This window comes from Streptomyces botrytidirepellens, assembly GCF_003721215.1.
GTDB lineage: Bacteria > Actinomycetota > Actinomycetes > Streptomycetales > Streptomycetaceae > Streptomyces > Streptomyces himastatinicus.
Map to the genome: position 1 here is coordinate 1 of NZ_RIBZ01000112.1, position 19,092 is coordinate 19,092.

The 19,092-nt window shown below is 73.6% G+C and carries 14 protein-coding genes and 1 pseudogene; 5 read left to right on the forward strand and 10 right to left on the reverse strand.

All coding sequences use genetic code 11. The features are described from left to right. Positions 1–292: pseudogene (locus EEJ42_RS08790) on the forward strand (hypothetical protein); the annotation flags it as partial. Positions 293–367: 75 nt separating this feature from the next. Here EEJ42_RS08790 and EEJ42_RS08795 read toward each other — a convergent pair. The 5 genes from EEJ42_RS08795 to EEJ42_RS08815 form a co-directional block, all read right to left on the reverse strand. Further along, the gene (locus EEJ42_RS08795) at positions 368–2,497 is read right to left on the reverse strand and encodes a 3-hydroxyacyl-CoA dehydrogenase NAD-binding domain-containing protein (protein ID WP_123099412.1); all 2,130 of its coding nucleotides are present in this window, start codon (positions 2,495–2,497) and stop codon (positions 368–370) included. Continuing rightward, on the reverse strand, positions 2,494–3,711 hold the full coding sequence (locus tag EEJ42_RS08800) for a thiolase family protein (RefSeq protein WP_123099413.1): 1,218 nt from the start codon (positions 3,709–3,711) through the stop codon (positions 2,494–2,496). Before EEJ42_RS08800 ends, EEJ42_RS08795 begins: the two co-directional genes overlap by 4 nt. A 206-nt stretch (positions 3,712–3,917) precedes the next feature. Beyond that, positions 3,918–5,195: a ribonuclease D gene (locus EEJ42_RS08805; protein ID WP_123099414.1), complete on the reverse strand. Its 1,278-nt coding sequence runs from the start codon at positions 5,193–5,195 to the stop codon at positions 3,918–3,920. A 107-nt stretch (positions 5,196–5,302) separates the two neighbouring features. Beyond that, the gene (locus tag EEJ42_RS08810) at positions 5,303–5,965 is read right to left on the reverse strand and encodes a response regulator transcription factor (protein WP_063730929.1); all 663 of its coding nucleotides are present in this window, start codon (positions 5,963–5,965) and stop codon (positions 5,303–5,305) included. Positions 5,966–6,225: 260 nt separating this feature from the next. Then, complete coding sequence (locus EEJ42_RS08815) at positions 6,226–6,963, reverse strand: DUF3000 domain-containing protein (RefSeq protein ID WP_123099415.1); 738 nt, start codon at positions 6,961–6,963, stop codon at positions 6,226–6,228. Between the two features lie 91 nt (positions 6,964–7,054). Between EEJ42_RS08815 and hemE the strand changes: the two genes are divergently transcribed. Then, the gene (gene hemE, locus EEJ42_RS08820) at positions 7,055–8,140 is read left to right on the forward strand and encodes a uroporphyrinogen decarboxylase (protein ID WP_123099416.1); all 1,086 of its coding nucleotides are present in this window, start codon (positions 7,055–7,057) and stop codon (positions 8,138–8,140) included. Positions 8,141–8,173: 33 nt separating this feature from the next. Here the strand turns inward: hemE and EEJ42_RS08825 are convergent, their stop codons facing one another. The 4 genes from EEJ42_RS08825 to EEJ42_RS08845 all read right to left on the reverse strand — a co-directional run bounded on the left by EEJ42_RS08825 (position 8,174) and on the right by EEJ42_RS08845 (position 13,436). Continuing rightward, the gene (locus EEJ42_RS08825; RefSeq protein WP_123099417.1) at positions 8,174–9,565 is read right to left on the reverse strand and encodes an FAD-dependent oxidoreductase; all 1,392 of its coding nucleotides are present in this window, start codon (positions 9,563–9,565) and stop codon (positions 8,174–8,176) included. A gap of 48 nt (positions 9,566–9,613) precedes the next feature. Then, complete coding sequence (locus tag EEJ42_RS08830) at positions 9,614–11,059, reverse strand: MFS transporter (protein WP_123099418.1); 1,446 nt, start codon at positions 11,057–11,059, stop codon at positions 9,614–9,616. A gap of 380 nt (positions 11,060–11,439) precedes the next feature. Next, positions 11,440–12,249 carry an IclR family transcriptional regulator gene (locus EEJ42_RS08840; RefSeq protein ID WP_246096252.1) on the reverse strand — a complete coding sequence of 270 codons (810 nt, stop codon included), beginning with the start codon at positions 12,247–12,249 and terminating at the stop codon, positions 11,440–11,442. Beyond that, positions 12,246–13,436 carry a 4-hydroxybenzoate 3-monooxygenase gene (locus tag EEJ42_RS08845; RefSeq protein WP_123099419.1) on the reverse strand — a complete coding sequence of 397 codons (1,191 nt, stop codon included), beginning with the start codon at positions 13,434–13,436 and terminating at the stop codon, positions 12,246–12,248. The genes EEJ42_RS08840 and EEJ42_RS08845 overlap by 4 nt, the downstream gene beginning before the upstream one ends. 83 nt (positions 13,437–13,519) lie before the next feature. Here EEJ42_RS08845 and EEJ42_RS08850 point away from each other — a divergent pair, with 83 nt between their 5' ends. Genes EEJ42_RS08850 through hemQ form a run of 3 tightly spaced genes read left to right on the forward strand, consistent with a single transcriptional unit; the run spans position 13,520 to position 17,465 of the window. After that, entirely contained in the window at positions 13,520–15,265 is a 1,746-nt protein-coding gene (locus EEJ42_RS08850) for an IclR family transcriptional regulator domain-containing protein (RefSeq protein ID WP_123099420.1), read from the forward strand. Beyond that, positions 15,262–16,710 carry a protoporphyrinogen oxidase gene (gene hemG / locus EEJ42_RS08855; RefSeq protein WP_123099421.1) on the forward strand — a complete coding sequence of 483 codons (1,449 nt, stop codon included), beginning with the start codon at positions 15,262–15,264 and terminating at the stop codon, positions 16,708–16,710. Before EEJ42_RS08850 ends, hemG begins: the two co-directional genes overlap by 4 nt. 5 nt (positions 16,711–16,715) lie before the next feature. Continuing rightward, positions 16,716–17,465, forward strand: a complete 750-nt coding sequence (gene hemQ / locus EEJ42_RS08860) for a hydrogen peroxide-dependent heme synthase (protein ID WP_123099422.1) — start codon at positions 16,716–16,718, stop codon at positions 17,463–17,465. A gap of 35 nt (positions 17,466–17,500) precedes the next feature. On the opposite strand, the gene EEJ42_RS08865 is transcribed toward hemQ, so the two are convergent. Beyond that, positions 17,501–19,092: alpha/beta hydrolase (locus EEJ42_RS08865; RefSeq protein WP_148081895.1), on the reverse strand; the 1,592-nt coding region annotated here is incomplete at its 5' end.

Sequence of the window (19,092 nt, forward strand, 5' to 3'; positions counted from 1 at the left end):
GGTCGCGGCGCTGCGTGCCCCGGTGGACGGCCACGACTGCGTCGTCCTGGCGCACCGCGACGCCTCGAGCGGCCGGCTGGCCGTCGCCGCGCATCCGGCGGAGGACGAGGCGGCGGGCGTGTGGTGGACGCCGTCCGGCGACCCCGGCGCCCAGCACCCGGCGCTGGCCCTCGACGGGCGCGGGCTGGTGGTCCTGGCCGCGCTCGCGCCGGACGGCGGGCTGCTGGTGGCGCGTCAGAAGACGGACGAGCGGGGCCTGGCCCTGCGCGCCTGGTCCCGCGTCGGGGAATGACCCCGTAACGACGACGCGGGCGCCGGGCGGACCATCGGCCCGCCCGGCGCCCGACATCGGCGCGGCGTAACGGAGCTACGCCGGGACGCTCGCGACCCCCTGGGCCAGGAACCGCTTCCCGTTCACCCGCTCCGAGACGCCCTCACGGTCCAGGTACGGCGTGAGGCCGCCCAGGTGGAAGGGCCACCCGGCGCCGGTGATCAGGCACAGGTCGATGTCCTGCGCCTCGGCGACGACGCCCTCGTCCAGCATCAGGCCGATCTCCTGCGCGACGGCGTCCAGCACCCGGGCGCGCACCTGCTCCTCCGTCAGGACCGTGTCGCCCTGCTGGAGCAGCGCGGCGACCTCCGGGTCCAGCTCCGGCTTGCCCGAGTCGTAGACGTAGAAGCCGCGCTTGCCCGCCTCGACCACGCGCTTGAGGTTCTCCGAGACCGTGAAGCGGTCCGGGAAGGCGCCGTGCAGCGTCTCCGAGACGTGCAGACCGATGGCCGGGCCGACCAGCTCCAGCAGCACCAGCGGGGACATCGGCAGCCCGAGCGGCTCGACCGCGCGCTCCGCGACGTCGACCGGGGTGCCCTCGTCGATGACGTTCTGGATCTCGCCCATGAAGCGGGTCAGGATCCGGTTGACGACGAACGCCGGGGCGTCCTTGACCAGGACGGCGGTCTTCTTCAGCTTCTTGGCCACCCCGAAGGCCGTGGCCAGCGACGCGTCATCGGTCTTCTCGCCGCGGACGATCTCCAGCAGCGGCAGGATCGCGACCGGGTTGAAGAAGTGGAAGCCGACGACCCGCTCGGGGTGCTTCAGCTTGGAGGCCATCTCGCTGACCGACAGCGAGGAGGTGTTGGTGGCGAGGATGGCGTGCTCCGGCACGACCGCCTCGACCTCGGCGAACACCTGCTGCTTGACGCCCATCTCCTCGAAGACGGCCTCGATGACGAAGTCGGCGTCCCCGAAGGCGGCGGCCTTGTCCAGCGACCCGGTCACCGCGGCCTTGAGCCGGTTGGCCTTGTCCTGGTTGATACGGCCCTTGAGCAGCAGCTTGTCGATCTCGTCGTGGACGTAGCCGACGCCCTTGTCGACGCGCTCCTGGTCGATGTCGGTCAGCACGACCGGCACCTCCAGGCGGCGCGCGAACAGCAGCGCGAGCTGCGAGGCCATCAGCCCCGCGCCCACCACGCCGACCTTGGAGACGGGGCGGGCGAGCGACTTGTCCGGGGCACCGGCCGGCCGCTTGGCGCGCTTCTGCACCAGGTTGAAGGCGTAGATGCCGCTGCGCAGCTCACTGCCCATGATGAGGTCGGCGAGCGCCTTCTCCTCGGCCTCGTAGCCGCGGGCGAGGTCGCCGTTGCGGGCCGCGTCGATGATCTCCAGCGCGCGGTACGCGGCCGGGGCCGCCCCGTGTACCTTGCCGTCGGCGATGGCGCGGCCGCGCACCACGGCCTCGTGCCAGGCGTCGCCGCGGTCGATCTCGGGCCGTACGATCTCCAGCTCGCCCTTGAGGACGGACGCGGTCCAGATCAGCGACTGCTCCAGGAAGTCGGCGCCCTCGAAGATGGCGTCGGCGATCCCCAGCTCGTAGACCTGCTGGCCCTTGAGCTGCTTGTTCTGGTTGAGCGAGTTCTCGATGATGACCGAGACCGCGCGGTCCGCGCCGATCAGGTTCGGCAGCAGGGTGCAGCCGCCCCAGCCGGGGACCAGGCCGAGGAACACCTCGGGCAGCGAGAACGCGGGCAGCGCGCCGGAGACGGTGCGGTAGGTGCAGTGCAGGCCGACCTCGACGCCGCCGCCCATCGCCGCGCCGTTGTAGTACGCGAAGGTGGGCACGGCGAGGTGGGACAGCCGCTTGAAGACGTCGTGGCCGCCCTTGCCGATGGCGAGCGCGTCCTCGTGGCGCTTCAGCAGCTCCACGCCCTTGAGGTCGGCGCCGACGGCGAAGATGAACGGCTTGCCGGTGATGCCGACGCCGGTGATCGCGCCGTCCGCGGCCTCCTGCTCGACCTGGTCGATCGCCGCGTCGAGATTGGCGAGCGAGGCCGGGCCGAAGGTGGTGGGCTTGGTGTGGTCCAGCCCGTTGTCCAGGGTGATGAGCGCGAAACGGCCCGCGTCCTGGGGGAGGTCGAGGTGGCGGACGTGCGCCTGCGTCACGACCTCGTCCGGGAACAGCTCGGCCGCTCCCTTGAGAAGCTCTGCGGTGGTAGTCACTTGTTCCCCTCGAAGTGCGGGTTCTCCCAGATCACGGTGCCACCCATGCCGAAGCCGATGCACATGGTGGTGATGCCGTAGCGGACTTCCGGCTGCTCCTCGAACTGCCGCGCCAGCTGCGTCATCAGGCGGACGCCGGAGGAGGCGAGCGGGTGGCCGAAGGCGATCGCGCCGCCGTACTGGTTGACGCGCGGGTCGTCGTCCGCGATGCCGTAGTGGTCCAGGAACGACAGCACCTGGACGGCGAACGCCTCGTTGACCTCGAACAGGCCGATGTCATCGATCGTCAGCCCGGCCTTGGCCAGGGCCTTCTGGGTGGCCGGGACCGGGCCGTAGCCCATCACCTCGGGCTCGACGCCCGCGAAGGCGAACGACACCAGGCGCATCCTGACCGGAAGGTCCAGCTCCCGGGCGAAGTCCTCGGAGGCGATCAGGGAGGCGGTGGCGCCGTCGTTGAGCCCCGCGGAGTTGCCCGCGGTGATCCGGCCGTGCGGCCGGAACGGGGTCTTCAGCGTGGCCAGGTTCTCCAGCGTGGTGCCCGGGCGCATCGGCTCGTCGGAGGTCGCGAGCCCCCAGCCGGTCTCCCCGCCCTCGGGGGTGGTGCGGCGCACCGAGATGGGCACCAGGTCCTGCTGGATCTTGCCGTTGGCGTACGCCTTGGCGGCCTTCTCCTGGCTGCGCACCGCGTACTCGTCGGCGCGCTGCTTGGTGAGGTGCGGCAGCCGGTCGTGCAGGTTCTCCGCCGTCATGCCCATGAAGAGGGCCGACTCGTCGACCAGCTTCTCGGAGACGAACCGCGGGTTCGGGTCGACGCCCTCGCCCATCGGGTGGCGGCCCATGTGCTCCACGCCGCCCGCGACGACCGCGTCGTACGCGCCGAAGGCGATGGAGCCCGCGGTGGTGGTGACGGCGGTCATCGCACCGGCGCACATCCGGTCGATCGAGTAGCCGGGGACGGACTGCGGCAGCCCGGCCAGGATGCCCGCGGTGCGGCCGATGGTCAGGCCCTGGTCCCCGATCTGGGTGGTCGCGGCGACGGCCACCTCGTCGATGCGCTCCGGCGGAAGATCCGGGTTGCGTCGCAGCAGCTCCCGGATGCACTTGACGACCAGGTCGTCGGCGCGGGTCTCGTGGTAGATGCCCTTCGGGCCCGCCTTGCCGAACGGGGTACGGACGCCGTCGACGAAGACGACGTCCCTAGCGGTACGAGGCACGTTGGCTCTCCTCCAGGTGCGGGATGGCACTGCTGCGGGCACGCCATCGGCGCGCCTCCACACCCTCATGCTACTTATGAGTAACCATGCTGCCCAGTCTTCGCCGCCGTAGCGTCGAAGGTCACAGGTCGGAGCATGAATTCGGAGCATGAATGAGGACCGGCGGCCGAGGCCGCCGGTCCACGCGCGTCACATCGCGACGGAGGTCACGCCGAGTCCGTCCGCAGGGCGCCGGCCAGGACCGTCGACACCTGGTCGATCTGCCAGGGACGGGCCCCATGACCAGCGAGAACGTCCGCCACCGCGTCGGTCGTCGGCTCCTCGGGGGGCTCCCAGCACAGCCGCCGGACCGTATCCGGGGCGATCAGGTTCTCCTGCGGCAGATTCAGCCGTTCGGCCAGCGCCGTCACCGCGGCGCGGGCCGCCGAGAGCCGGGCCGCCGCGGCGGGGTCCTTGTCGGCCCAGGCGCGCGGCGGGGGCGGACCGGCCACCGGCTGGCCGGGCTGCGGAAGTTCGGCCTCCGGCAGCTCCCGGGCCCGGTCCACCGCGGCCTGCCACTGCTCCAGCTGGCGACGGCTCATCCGGTGGCCGAAGCCGCTGAGCGCGGACAGCGCCCGGGCGTTCACCGGCAGCGCCAGCGCGGCCTCCACGATCGCCGCGTCGCCCAGCACCTTGCCGGGCGACACGTCGCGGCGCTGGGCGATGCGGTCCCGGGCCGTCCACAGCTCGCGCACCACGGCCATCTGCCGTCGTCGCCGGACCTTGTGCATCCCCGACGTACGTCGCCAGGGGTCCTTGCGCGGCGGGGCGGGCGGGGCGGCGGCGATGGCCGCGAACTCCTGGTGGGCCCACTCCAGCTTCCCCTGCCGGGTCAGCTCCTCCTCCAGCGCGTCCCGCAGGTCGACCAGCAGCTCCACGTCGAGCGCGGCGTAGTGCAGCCACGGCTCGGGCAGCGGGCGGGTCGACCAGTCGACGGCCGAATGTCCCTTCTCCAGCGCGTAGCCGAGGATGTTCTCGACCATGGCGCCGAGCCCCACCCGGGCGAACCCGGCCAGCCGGCCCGCGAGTTCGGTGTCGAAGAGCCGGTCCGGGACCATGCCTATGTCACGCAGACACGGCAGATCCTGGGTCGCGGCATGCAGCACCCACTCGGCGTCGGCGACGGCGGCCCCCAGACCCGACAGGTCGGGGCAGCCGACGGGGTCGATCAGTGCGGTCCCCGCTCCGGCCCGGCGCAGCTGGACCAGATAGGCCCGCTGTCCGTAGCGGTAGCCGGAGGCGCGCTCGGCGTCGACGGCCACGGGGCCGTGGCCCGCGGCGAAGGCCGCGACGACTTCGGCGAGCGCCTCCGGGTCGGCGGTGACGGGCGGAATGCCCTCACGCGGCTCCAGCAAGGGGACCGGCGCCGGGGGGAGGTCGTCCGGAGGAGCGCCCCCGGTGGTTCGCAGTGTCGTCTCTGCTGCGGTCTCTTGGGCGTCGGTCACCTGTCAAGGGTAGCTGTGTACGCCGGGTACACAGGGCGCCCGTCGACGGAACGTTCCGTCGACGGGCGCGGGGCCGGTCCGCGGCGGGTGATCACCCGCCGTACGGCTCAGTGGATGATGCCGGTACGCAGGGCGACCGCGACCATGCCGGCCCGGTCGCCGGTGCCGAGCTTGCGGGCGATCCGGGCGAGGTGGCTCTTGACGGTGAGTGCGGACAGGCCCATCGAGACGCCGATGGCCTTGTTGGACTGGCCCTCCGCAACCAGCCTCAGCACCTCGACCTCACGTCCCGACAGCTCCCGGTAGCCACCCGGGTGACCGGGGGCGCCCGGCGGGCGGCGGTGCATCCGGGCGGCGGCGGCGCCGATGGGGGCGGCGCCGGGACGGCCCGGGATGCCCAGGTTGGTGCGGGTGCCGGTGACGACGTAGCCCTTGACGCCGCCGGCCAGCGCGTTCCGCACGGCGCCGATGTCGTCGGCGGCGGAGAGGGCCAGGCCGTTCGGCCAGCCCGCGGCACGGGTCTCGGAGAGCAGGGTGAGGCCGGAGCCGTCGGGGAGGTGGACGTCGGCGACGCAGATGTCGCGCGGGTTGCCGATACGGGGGCGGGCCTCCGCGACGGACGACGCCTCGATGACGTCGCGCACCCCGAGGGCCCACAGGTGACGGGTGACGGTGGAACGAACGCGGGGGTCGGCGACGACGACCATGGCCGTCGGCTTGTTCGGGCGGTAGGCGACCAGGCTGGACGGTTGCTCGAGGAGAACAGACACCAGGCCTCCTGGGAAGTGGTGGGACGGGTCACCACTCCTTCGGCACCGATACGGTCCAGCTTTAGGGAATGATCACGATTTGGTGAGTAACAATTCGGGCAATCTCGGTCAGACGGGGTTGTCCGAGCGCCGGAAGCGCACAGCGAAGACCCGCCGGGCGGGGCTGATGACCGCTCAGCGGGGCTGATGAACTGCTCGGCTGGGCCGCGGGGTGCCGGGGCCGCCCGGCGGGGCCGGTGCTCAGCGGGGCCGGGGATCGCTCAGCGGGGCTGGGGGCCGCGGCGCTGGGGGAGGGAGACCACGCCCGCCTCCGTGGTCCCGGCCGGGGGCAGACCGGCGATCTGGCACAGCAGATCGCACCAGGCCGCCAGGTGCGCCCCGGTGTCTGGCACGCCCAGCGGCTCCGCGGCCGCCTCGTCCGACCGCTCCGACCGCTCCGGCCGCTCCGGGCGGGCCGGCTCGGGGGACGGGTGGTCCGACGGCGTCCACGAGGCCCGGATCTCGATCCGGGTCGAGGGCTCCCGCTCCCCGATCCCGCCGAAGTAGTGCGAGCTGGCGCGCGTCACCGTGCCGCTGGGCTCCGAGCAGCCGAGGCCGCGCGCCTCCAGCGCGCCGGTGAGCCACGACCAGCACACCTCGGGCAGCAGGGGATCCGCCGCGATCTCCGGCTCCAGATCGGCGTGGATCAGCGTGACCATCCGGAAGGTGCCGCGCCAGGAGTCATGGCCCGCCGGGTCGTGCAGCAGGATGAGCCGGCCCTCGGCCAGCTCCTCGTCGTCGTCGGCGGTGGGGTCCGTGACCACCGCTTCGAGTGCGTACGCGAACGGCGCCAGGCGGCGCGGTGGTGGGGTCGGGTCGAGCTCGACCTCGGGCCGCACCCGTGCCGCGCGCAGACCGGCGACCGCACGCCGGAAGGCGAGCGGGGCGCCTTCCCCGCCCGCGTCCGGGCCGTCAGCGCCGTCAGCACCGTTCGAGACGTGTCCTTGAACCGCTGCCATGCCCGGAAGACTAGGCGCAGTGAGGGCTCCAACCGGGGAGGAACACCCGGGTTGGCGGGTCACTCGTTCGGCCCGTGCGAAGATTTGGTGCATGAGCGCCACAGAGCGGCCCTCGGGCCAGCAGCAGACCGGCCGCCCGGCGGCGAACCCCTGCGCCGATTCGGCCTTCCTCCGGGCCTGTCGACGCGAACCGGTGCCGCACACCCCGGTGTGGTTCATGCGGCAGGCGGGGCGCTCGCTGCCGGAGTACCGGAAGGTCCGTGAGGGCACCGCCATGCTGGAGTCCTGCATGCGGCCCGACCTGGTCACGGAGATCACGCTCCAGCCGGTGCGCCGTCACCGGGTGGACGCGGCGATCTACTTCAGCGACATCGTGGTGCCGCTCAAGGCGATCGGGATCGACCTCGACATCAAGCCCGGCGTCGGTCCCGTCGTGGAGCGTCCGATCCGCAGCCGCGCGGATCTGGAGCAGCTGCGTCCGCTCGACCCCGACGATGTGAAGTACGTCACCGAGGCCGTCGGATCGCTCGTCGGCGAACTGGGTGCCACCCCCCTCATCGGCTTCGCGGGCGCGCCCTTCACGCTCGCCAGCTATCTGGTCGAGGGCGGCCCGTCGCGCAACCACGAGCACACCAAGGCGCTCATGTACGGCGACCCGGAGCTGTGGGCCGATCTGCTCGACCGGCTCGCGGACATCACCGCGACCTTCCTGACGGTGCAGATCGAGGCGGGCGCCTCGGCCGTGCAGCTCTTCGACTCCTGGGTCGGCGCCCTGGCCCCGGCCGACTACCGCCGCAGCGTGATGCCCGCCTCCACGAAGGTCTTCGAGGCCGTCGCCGGGTACGGCGTGCCGCGCATCCACTTCGGCGTCGGCACCGGCGAGCTGCTCGGGCTGCTCGGCGAGGCGGGCGCGGACGTCGTGGGCGCCGACTGGCGGGTGCCGCTGGACGAGGCCGCCCGGCGGGTGGGCCCCGGCAAGGCGCTCCAGGGCAACCTCGACCCCGCCGTGCTGTTCGCGCCGCGCGAGGCCGTGGAGGCCAAGGCGGCCGAGGTGCTGGACGCGGCCCAGGGTCTTGAGGGGCACATCTTCAACCTCGGCCACGGCGTGCTGCCCACCACCGACCCGGACGCCCTGACCCGGCTCGTCGAGTACGTCCACACCCACACCGCGCGCTGACGCCCCGGGCGGCGGCGGTGTCGCGGCGGGCCGCTACCGGTCCGCCGCCTCCCGTACGACGGCCGCCGCCTTGCGCGCCGCCACCTGCACCGGGTCCCACACCGGGGAGAACGGCGGCGCGTACCCCAGGTCCAGCGACGCCACCTGCTCGACCGTCATCCCGGCGGTCAGCGCGACCGCCGCGATGTCCACGCGCTTGCCCGCGCCCTCCCGGCCGACGATCTGCGCGCCGAGCAGCCGCCCCGTACGGCGCTCGGCGAGCACCTTCACCGTCATCGGGCGGGCATCGGGGTAGTACCCGGCGCGGCTGGTCGACTCGGCGGTGACGGCGTGGAAGCGCAGCCCCACCTCCTCCGCCTGGGCCTCCAGCAGCCCGGTGCGGGCGATCTCCAGATCGCAGACCTTGCTGACCGCGGTGCCGACCACGCCGGGGAACGTGGCATAGCCGCCACCGATGTTGGTGCCGATGACCTGGCCCTGCTTGTTGGCGTGGGTGCCCAGCGGGATGTGCCGGGGGCGGCCGGACACCAGGTCGAGGACCTCCACGCAGTCGCCGCCCGCCCAGATGTTGGCGTGACCGCGGACCCGCATGGCCAGGTCGGTGAGCAGCCCGCCCGACTCGCCCAGCGGCAGCCCCGCCTCCCGGGCGAGCCCGGTCTCGGGGATCACCCCGAGGCCCAGAACGACCAGCTCGGCCGGGTATTCGCTGACCTTGGTGGCCACCCCGCGCACCCGGCCGTCCTCGCCGGTCAGCACCTCGGCGACCTCCGCGCCGGTCACGGTGTCGATGCCGAGCCCGGTCATCGCCTCGCGTACCAGCCGTCCCATGTCGGGGTCGAGGGTGGCCATCGGCTGTTCGCCGCGCTCCAGGACGGTGACCCGACAGCCGCGGCGGGTCAGCGCCTCCGCCATCTCCACCCCGATGTATCCGGCGCCGACCACAACGGCCCGCTCGACCGTCCGGCCCTCCAGGGTCTCCAGCAGCGCCCGCCCGTCGTCCAGGGTCTGCACCCCGTGCACCCCGGGCGCGTCGATGCCGGGCATGTCGGGGCGGCGCGGGCGGGCGCCGGTGGCGATGACCAGGTCGTCGAAGCCGTGCCAGCGCTCGGCGCCGCCGGAGGCGTCCAGCTCCCGGACCCGGACCCGCTGCCCGGCGACGTCGATCTCGGTGACCTCGCTGCGGAGGCGGACGTCGATACCGCGCCCGCGGTGTGCCTCCGGGGTGCGGGCGACGAGGTCGTCGGGGCCGGACACCAGGCCCCCGGCCCAGTACGGGATGCCGCACGCCGAGTACGACGTGAAGTGGCCGCGCTCGAAGGCCAGGATCTCCAGCTCGCCCCGCTTGCTGAGCCTGCGCGCCCGGGACGCGGCGGACATCCCCGCCGCGTCGCCCCCGATGACCACCATCCGCCGTGCTGCCGCCATGGAATCCGCCCCTTCACAGCCGTATGTCCCGCTCCGTCGGGTACCACGCTATGAGCGCGCCATGGGTTCGCGTACCAGGACGTACAGAACAGCACTCGTGAGCATCAGCGCGCCGTCGATGTAGACGGCGGACGTCCAGCTGCCGTAGTGGTCGAACAGGGTGCCGCTGAGCGCCGGGCTGATCACCGCGCCTATCTCCCCGACCAGGTTGAACAGGCCGAAGGCGGCACCGCGCTCGGACGCGTCGACCACATCGTTCAGCAGGGCGTGCGCCATCGGCTGGAGGGCGTTGAAGAACAGGCTGGTGACGAAGAGCAGGACGGACATCACCAGCAGGGACGGCTTCTCCTGGGCCTGGAGGTACGCCGCGAAGACCAGCACCAGCACGCCCTGCACCACGGTGAACGCGATCAGCAGCGGCCGCCGCCCCCACTCCCGGTCCTTCGCCAGGTCCGACAGCCGACCGCCGACCGGGAACCCGAGGATGCCCGCGCCCGCGTTGAACGTCGCGACCAGCGCCGCGTTCTGGAAGGAGCTGTGGGCGGCGTCGGCGACGATCGACACCGACCAGAAGCTGAAGAACCACAGGTTCCACATGACCGCGATGAACGCGAAGCTGAGCAACAGCACATTGCGGTTCCGGGAGATGGAGCCGAGCCGCGACCCGCGCCGGGCGAAGATCGCCCCGATCAGCACGAACGCGAGCACGCACTCCAGGACGGCCACGCCCCAGCTCGGCATCCCCGCCCCGTCGGCGATCAGATAGACCGCCATGACGGCCGCGCACAGCACCGCCGATATCCCCAGCAGCCGCAGGGTGGAGCCGGTGGCCTTGAGCGGGCCGCCGATGCGGCGCAGATAGACCGTGGTGACCCAGCCGAACGCGAGCGTCGCTCCGCCCAGCACCAGGAACGGCATCCGCCAGGCGTCCTCGTGCCCGAACACCTGGGCGCCCCAGTCGATCAGATAGGGCGTGCTGATGGTCGCGATCGTCAGCCCGATCGACAGCCCGGTGATGGCGACGCCCATGCCGAGACTGGTCTTCTCGGGCGGGGTGCGCTGGGCGATCAGCGAGCGGTCGTTGGAGTAGAAGACGCCCTCGCCCAGCCCGGTCAGCACCCGCAGGACGACGAACGCGATCAGCCCGCTCACCACCCCGCTGGCCAGGGTCGCCACCCCCGCCCACACCAGCGAGACGGCGAGCATCGTGCGATGCCCGAAGCGGTCCCCGAGATAGCCGCCGGGGAACTGGGTGAGCATGTAGCCCGCGAAGAAGAGGCTGCCGATCAGACCGCCGAGGGCATGCGGATGGCTGGCGGAGCCCAGCATGCCGTGGTCGTTCTCGATCAGCCAGGTCACCACCGGGCCGGTGATGGTGCGGTCGGCGTAGGAGAAGAGCCAGCCGCCCAGCAGCATGGCCCACAGCGTGTGGTACGGCTGCCAGCCGGTGCGGTGGGCCGTCGGCTCCCGCGCGGCGGTGTCCTCGGTGGTCACTTCGGGCGCCCCCCTCGGGCGTTGGGTGTTCCAGCTCGGAGCGCGGTGTGCCGCACAGGATGTGGCGCCCCACAGAATGTGGCGTGAACGCACCCCCGGCAAGGGGTAGATCGAGGTCTTCCGTCAGCCGGAAGCCTCGGTGAGGGACTCTTGCCCTGAGGGGGCGGCTTGCCGATCATGCCGGGCTCCCGACGCCTGGCACGGCACCTCGCGGCCCCGCGCTCGTCGCACGCAGCGCCGCTGCGCTCTCCTCACGCGGGTTGCGAGCTACCGCACCAGACGCCGCTCGCTGATCCGGCCTGATCGACAAGCCACCCCCTAGCCGGCNGCTACCGCACCAGACGCCGCTCGCTGATCCGGCCTGATCGACAAGCCACCCCCTAGCCGGCGGCGAGGGTACGGGATATGCCGTGGGCGGCGACCCGCACCGCGGGTATCAGCCCCGGTGCCCGCCCCTCCGCGGCCGGGACCACCACCGACAGTGAGGCCACCACCTCCCCGCGCGGGCCCCGCACCGGGGCGGCGATGGACAGTCCGTCCATGGTGATCTGCCGGTCGCTGACCGCGATCCCGGTGCGCCGCACCTCGGCGAGCGTGGCCCGCAGCCGCGCCGGGTCCTGAATCGTCCGCTCGGTGAACCGGCGCATCGGCCGGGCACACACCCGCTCGCCGAGACCCGGCGGCCCGTACGCGAGCAGCACCAGGCCGACGCCCGTGGCGTGCAGCGGCCAGCGGCTGCCGACCCGGGTGCGCACATGGACCGCGGAGCGGCCGGAGATCAGCTCGACGTAGACCACTTCCAGGCCGTCGCGCACCGCCAGCTGGACGTTCTCATGGGTGGCCTCGTACAGGTCCTCCATGAACGGCAGCGCCGCCTCGCGCACTCCGACCCCGCGCGGCGACAGCGTCGCCACCTCCCACAGCCGCAGGCCGATGTGGTACGCCCCCGAGGTGTCGCGCTCCAGGGCGCCCCAGCGGGTGAGCGAGGCGACCAGCCGGTGCGCGGTGGCCAGCGGCAGCCCGGCGCGCCGGGCGAGGGCGGTGAGCGACAGCGACCGGTGCGAGGCGTCGAACGCGTCCAGCACGGCCAGCACCCGGCCCGCGACCGACCGCCCGGCGTCCGACCGCCCGGCGTCCGGGCGTCCGGCGTCCGGGCGGTGGCCGATCCGGGGGCCCGTCGGGGCCGTCATGACAGCGGGAGGCCGACGTAGTTCTCGGCCAGCTCGGCGGATGCGGTGCGGGAGGTGGCGATCCGGTCCAGCTGGGCGATCTGGAGCCGGTCCTCGAACGGGCTCTGCTCCGGGCGGCGGTGCAGGGTGTCCGTCATGAAGTACGAGAAGCGCTCGGCCTGCCACACCCGGGCGAGGCACGTCGCGGAGTAGCCGTCCAGCAGCTCGGTCGACCCCGTGGTGTGGTGCTGGGCGAGCGCGCGGGCCAGGGTGACCACGTCGCTGACCGCGAGGTTGAGCCCCTTGGCCCCGGTCGGCGGCACGATGTGCGCCGCGTCGCCCGCCAGGAAGAGGCGGCCGTGGCGCATCGGCTCCTGCACGAAGCTGCGCATCGGGGTCACCGACGTGGCGGTGATCGGGCCCCGCTCCAGGCGCCACGCGGCGTCGCCGCCGTCGAGCGCGAAGCGGGCGGACAGCTCGTCCCAGATCTGCTCGTCGGACCAGTCGGCGGGGTCGGTGTCGTTCGGCACCTGGAGGTAGAGCCGGGAGACCTGCGGGGAGCGCATGCTGTGCAGCGCGAAGCCGCGCTGGTGGCGGGCGTAGATCAACTCCTCGCAGGACGGCGGCACATCGGCCAGCACCCCGAGCCAGGAGTAGGGATAGGTGCGCTCGAAGGTGCGGACCCGGTCGGCCGGGATCGCGCGCCGGGCGATGCCGTGGAAGCCGTCACACCCCGCCACGAAGTCGCAGCTCAGCGTCTCTTCCCGGCCCTCGCGGCGAAAGCGGATGACCGGGGCCGCGGAATCCGGCTTCTCGATCGCCAGGGCCTCGGCCCCGAACAGCAGGGGAGGCCCCCCGGGGTCGGCGAGCTGGAGCCGGACCAGATCCTTGACGATCTCCGTCTGCGCGTAGACCGTCACCGCCTTGCCACCCGTGGCGGCGGGGAAGTCGATGCGGTGGCCGCGGCCCTCGAAGCGCAGCTCGATGCCCTGGTGCGGCAGCCCCTCGCGGTCCAGGCGCTCGGCCGCGCCGCACTCCCGCAGCACGTCCACCGTGCCCTGCTCCAGGATTCCGGCCCGCTGCCGCTGCTCGACATAGGCCCGGTCCCGGCTCTCCAGCACCACGCAGTCCACCCCCGCGCGGTACAGCAGACGGGCGAGCAGCAGCCCGGCGGGCCCCGCGCCGATGATCCCGACCGTCGTGCGCATCGAAAGTCCCTTCGTCCGGATCCGATGAAGCGAGGATCCCCACTTGTTCGCGGAGTGAAACTTCGTTCATAATCGAGCTCGTGATGAGTCTCGGTCCGGTGTCCCCACCTGTCAATGGCCCCGTCGGTCCTCTCGAGCGCGGCCTCGCCGTGCTCTGCGAGCTGACCCGGCTGGCCGCGCACCGGGGCGAGGCCGCGGTCCGGCCCGGCGACCTCGTGCGCGGCACCGGGCTCGCCCGGTCCGTCGTCGACCGCGTCGTGGGCACGCTCGAACAGCTGGGGTATGTGCGGCTCGACGGGCGCGACATCAGCCTCGCGACCCGGCTCATGGAGCTGGGCAACGCCTACCTGGCCGCCAGCGGCCTGCCGGACGCGCTCGGTCCGTTCGCCGAGCGGCTCGCCGACGGGCTCGACGAATCGGTCTCGGTCGCCGTGCCGGACGGCGACGGGGCGCGCTTCGTCGTCCAGGCCACCCGCCGCCGCACCATGTCCCTCGCCTTCCGCATCGGCGACCTGCTCCCCGCCGAGCGCTGCGCCCCGGGCGCGCTCTTCGCCGCCGAGTGGGACGAGCGGGCGTGGGCGGCCTGGCGCGCCCGCCGCGCCGCCGACCCCCTCGACGCGGCCTTCCCCGCCGTTCCGCCGCGCCACAGGCCCGCCGCGGACACCGGGTTCGAGGCGCGCGTACGGGAGGCGGCCCGGGCCGGCTGGGCGGCCGACGACCAGCTGATCGAGCCCGGCCTGGTGGCGGTGTCCGTCCCGGTCCGGGACGGATCGGGACGCACCGTGTGCGCGGTGAACGTCGTCAGCCACACCAGCCGCCATGACGTGGCCTCGCTGCGGGCCGCCGTGCTGGGCCCGCTGCGCGCGGAGGTCCCGGCGATGGAGGCGGCCCTGGCGTCCCCGCCCGTCCGCCGCCCGCCGGAAGAACCGGAAGAAGACGGGCACGGGCCCGCCGCGACGGGGGGCGCCGAGGATCCGGCGCGGGCGGCCAAGCGGGAGCTGGGGGCCGGGTATCTCCAGTCGCTCGCGCGCGGACTCACCGTGCTGCGGGCGCTGGGCACCCCGGGGCCGGAGGGCGACCGTGCGCGGCGCGGGCGCACGCTCACCGCCGTCGCCGAGACCACCGGGCTGCCCCGGGCCACCGCGCGCCGCTCCCTGCTGACCCTCGTCGAGCTGGGATACGCCGAGTACGCGGAGGCCGACGGCCGGGCCTTCCGTCCGCTGCCGCGGGTGCTGGAGCTGGGGTACGCACCGCTGGGCGACCTGTCGTTCACCGAGCTGGCCCAGCCCCATATGCGCGAACTCGTCCGCACCGTCCACGAGTCGGCGTCGCTGGCGGTCCTCGACGGCGACGACATCCGGTATGTGGCGCGCGTACCGACCGTGCGGATCATGAGCGTCAACATCACCATCGGCACCCGCTTCCCCGCCTACGCGACCTCCATGGGCCGGGTGCTGCTCGCCGGGCTGGACCCGGGCGGGCGCGCCGCGTATCTCGCCGGGCTCGACCCGAAGCCGCTGACCCGGCACACCGTGACCACCGTGCCCGAGCTGGCCCGCGTCCTGGAGCGGACCGGGGCGGACGGATACGCCCTGGTGGACGAGGAGTTGGAGGAGGGACTGCGGTCGCTCGCGGTGCCCGTGCGGGGCGCGGACCGCCAGGTGGTGGCCGCGCTCAACATCGCCACCCACGCGGGCCGCGGCAGCGCGGAGGCAGCCGTCGAGGAGCTGCTTCCGGCGCTGCGGACCGCCGCCGCCCGCATCGAGGCCGACCTCGCCGCGGCCTCGGCCCATCACCCCCTGGGGGCGGGTGAGAGAGTGGGGGCATGAGCGCAGTGACCTCCCCGCCCCCGGGGCACACCGGCCATGCCGTCGTCATCGGTGGCGGGATCTCGGGCCTCGCGGCCGCCCACCGGCTCCAGGCCGGCGGGGCGCGGGTGACCGTGCTGGAGGCGTCGGGGCGGCTGGGCGGCAAGCTGTGCGCGGGCGAGATCGAGGGCGTCGCCGTGGACCTGGGGGCCGAATCGATGCTCGCCCGGCGGCCGGAGGCGGTGGAGCTGGCGCGCGCCGTCGGCCTCGGCGAGCGGCTCCAGCCGCCCGCGACCGCGTCCGCCTCCCTGTGGACGCGCGGCACGCTGCGGCCGATGCCCAAGGGCCATGTGATGGGCGTGCCCGGCGATCCGGCGCCGCTCGCCGCGTCCGGGGTGATCTCGGACGAGGGGCTGGCGCGCATCGCACGTGACGCGGAGCTGCCGCCCACACCGGTCGGCGACGACGTGGCGCTCGGCGAGTTCATCGCGGCCCGCCTCGGCCGGGAGGTCGTGGACCGCCTGGTCGAGCCGCTGCTCGGCGGGGTGTACGCGGGGGATGTGTACCGCACCTCGATGCGGGCCGCGGTGCCGACCCTCTTCGAACTGGCCCGCGCGAACCGCCCGCTGGCCGAGGGGGTCCGGGAGCTGACCGAGCGGGCCGCCCAGCGGCAGGGCGGGGCCGGGCCGGTGTTCATGGGCATCGACGGCGGCATCGGGCGGCTGCCGCTCGCGGTGGCCGACGCCGTACGGGCCGGGGGCGGCGAGATCCGTACCGGCGCGCCCGTACGGGAGCTGCGGCGGACGGCCGACGGCTGGACCGTCGTCACGGACGACGAGGTGCTGCGGGCCGACGCGGTCGTGGTGGCGGCCCCCGCGCCCGCCGCCGCCCGGCTCCTGGCCGCCGACTCCCCGGCCGCCTCCGCCGAGCTGGCCACCGTCGACTACGCCTCCATGGCGCTGATCACCATGGCCTTCCGCCGCGACGACGTGGCGTCGCTCGCCGACGGCAGCGGCTTCCTGGTCCCGCCGGTCGACGGCCACACGATCAAGGCGGCCACGTTCTCCAGCCGCAAGTGGGGCTGGCTGCGTGACGCCGCCCCCGATCTCTTCGTGCTGCGTACCTCGATCGGGCGGTTCGAGGACGAGGAGCATCTGAAGCGCGACGACGCCGATCTGGTGGGGATGTCGCTCGCCGATCTCGGCGCGGCCACCGGACTGGACGCCCAGCCGGTGGCGACCCGGGTGAGCCGCTGGGACGGCGGGCTGCCGCAGTACCCGGTCGGCCATCTCGACCGGGTCGCCCGGATCCGCGCGGAGGTCGCCAAGCTGCCCGGGCTGCGGGTGTGCGGCGCGGTCTACGACGGCGTCGGCATCCCCGCGTGCATCGGATCCGCCCGCACGGCCGCCGACGAGCTGCTGACGGCGACCCTGGCGGCGGGCGCCGTCGGCGGAGAGCGAGAATAGGCACCATGACTGCTGCTCCCGAGAGCCCCGACACGCCCCAGACCGACCCGTCGCCCAAGGCGCCCAACGCGGGGAAGAAGGCCAAGGACCTCAACGAGGTCATCCGCTACACCCTGTGGTCGGTGTTCCGGCTGCGCGACGTGCTGCCGGAGGACCGCACCGGCTACGCCGACGAGGTCGAGCAGCTCTTCGCGCAGCTCGCCGCCAAGGACGTCACCGTGCGCGGCACCTATGACGTCTCCGGGCTGCGGGCGGACGCGGACGTCATGATCTGGTGGCACTCGGAGACCTCCGACGCGCTTCAGGAGGCGTACAACCTCTTCCGCCGCACCCGGCTCGGCCGCGCCCTGGAGCCGGTGTGGTCGAACATGGCGCTGCACCGCCCGGCGGAGTTCAACAAGTCGCACATCCCCGCGTTCCTCGCGGACGAGCACGCGCGCGACTACGTCAGCGTCTACCCCTTCGTGCGGTCCTACGAGTGGTACCTGCTGCCCGACGAGGAGCGCCGCACGATGCTCGCCGACCACGGCAAGATGGCGCGCGGCTTCCCCGATGTGCGCGCCAACACCGTCGCGTCGTTCTCCCTCGGCGACTACGAGTGGATCCTGGCCTTCGAGGCGGACGAGCTGCACCGGATCGTCGACCTGATGCGCCATCTGCGCGCCTCCGAGGCGCGCCGTCACGTGCGCGAGGAGGTGCCGTTCTACACCGGGCGGCGCAAGCCGGTCTCCGAGCTGGTCGCCGGTCTGGCCTGACGGCCGCGGCCGTGACGGTCACACGGCCCTGACCGTCACGGCGCCCCCGGGCCTCCGGGGAGCGCGGGCTGCTTGCCGGACTCGGGCACCGGGGCCCGGCGCGGCTCCGGTGCCGGGCGCGGCGCGCAGGAGACGGTCCGGCCCGGCGTCTTCCCGGTCAGCAGATACGTGTCGACCTTGCGGTTGACGCAGGCGTTCGGGCCGCCCCACAGGCCGTGGGTACCGGCCTTCCGCTCGGTCACCAGGGAGGCGCGGGGGAGTCTGCGCCACAGCTCCTTGGCGCCCGCGTACGGGGTGGCCGCGTCCCGTTCGGCCGCCAGCAGCAGCACCGGCGGCAGCCCCGGCCGGGCGGTCACGTCCATGGGGGTGTCGTGCCCCAGCGGCCAGTAGGCGCAGGGCAGGTTCATCGCCACGTTGTCCCAGGTCTCGAAGGGCGCCCGGCGCGCGAGGGCGGTGTTCTCCCGGTTCCAGCTCGCCCAGCGGCGCGGCCAGGGCGCGTCGTTGCACTCCACGGCGGTGTAGACGGCGGTGCCGTTCTCGTCGGCCACCGCGTCCCCGGACTCGGACGCGGCCAGCGCGATCAGCGGCCGGGGGTTGCCGCGCAGATAGGCGGACAGGGCCCGCGCGCTGGGGTCCCAGTAGGCGTCGTTGTAGCCCGCCCGCACGAACGCGTCCTGGAGCTCCCCGGTCCCGACGCGCCCGCCCGCCGGTTTCCGGGCCAGGCGGTGGGCAGCCTTCCGGTACGCGGCGAGCACCCGGGCGGGGGTCGTGCCGAGGTGGTAGACGGCGTGGTGCCGGGCGGCCCAGCGGCGCCAGTCGGCCCAGCGCCGCTCGAAGGCCAGGGACTGGTCCAGGTTGTTGCGGTACCAGATCTGCGCGGGGCCGGGGTTGACCACGCTGTCGAACACCATGCGGCGCACATGGCGGGGGAAGAGCGTCGCGTACACGGCCCCGTAGTACGTGCCGTACGAGGCGCCCACGAAGGTGAGCCGCTTCTCGCCGAGCGCGGCACGCAGGACATCGAGGTCGCGGGCGTTGTTCAGCGTGGTGATGTGCCGCAGGGCCGCCCCCGTACGGCGCACACAGCCCCGGGCGTACGCGCGCGCCCGCGCCACCATCGCCCGCAGATACGCGGCGGAGGGGCGCTGCGGGGAGCTGGTCGGCGTCTTGGCGAAGGACTCCGGGCGCCGACAGGACACCGGCGCGGAGCCGCCGACTCCGCGGGGCGCGTAGCCGACGAAGTCGTAGACCGCGGCCGTCCTGCGGAAGCCGTCCTCGGCGGCGTACTCGGGGAACGTCATGCCGGACGCGCCCGGCCCGCCCGGGTTGTAGACCAGCGCGCCCTGCCGCCGGGCCTTGGGCCCGGAGGCGCGGACGCGGCTGACGGTGAGACGGATGTGCTTGCCGTGCGGCCGCGCGTAGTCCAGCGGTACCGAGACGGTGCCGCAGCGGACGTCGGACGACAGCTTCTCGGAGCTCGGGCAGCTGCCGAAGGCGATGCCCCGGGAGGCCGCCTCCCGGGCCGCCACGATCACCCCGCGGGCCTGGGCGGCGCCGCCCCGGGGCACGACCAGGGTGGGGGAGGCCAGCACGGCGGAGGCGGGGGAGCCGGACCAGGCGGGCGCCG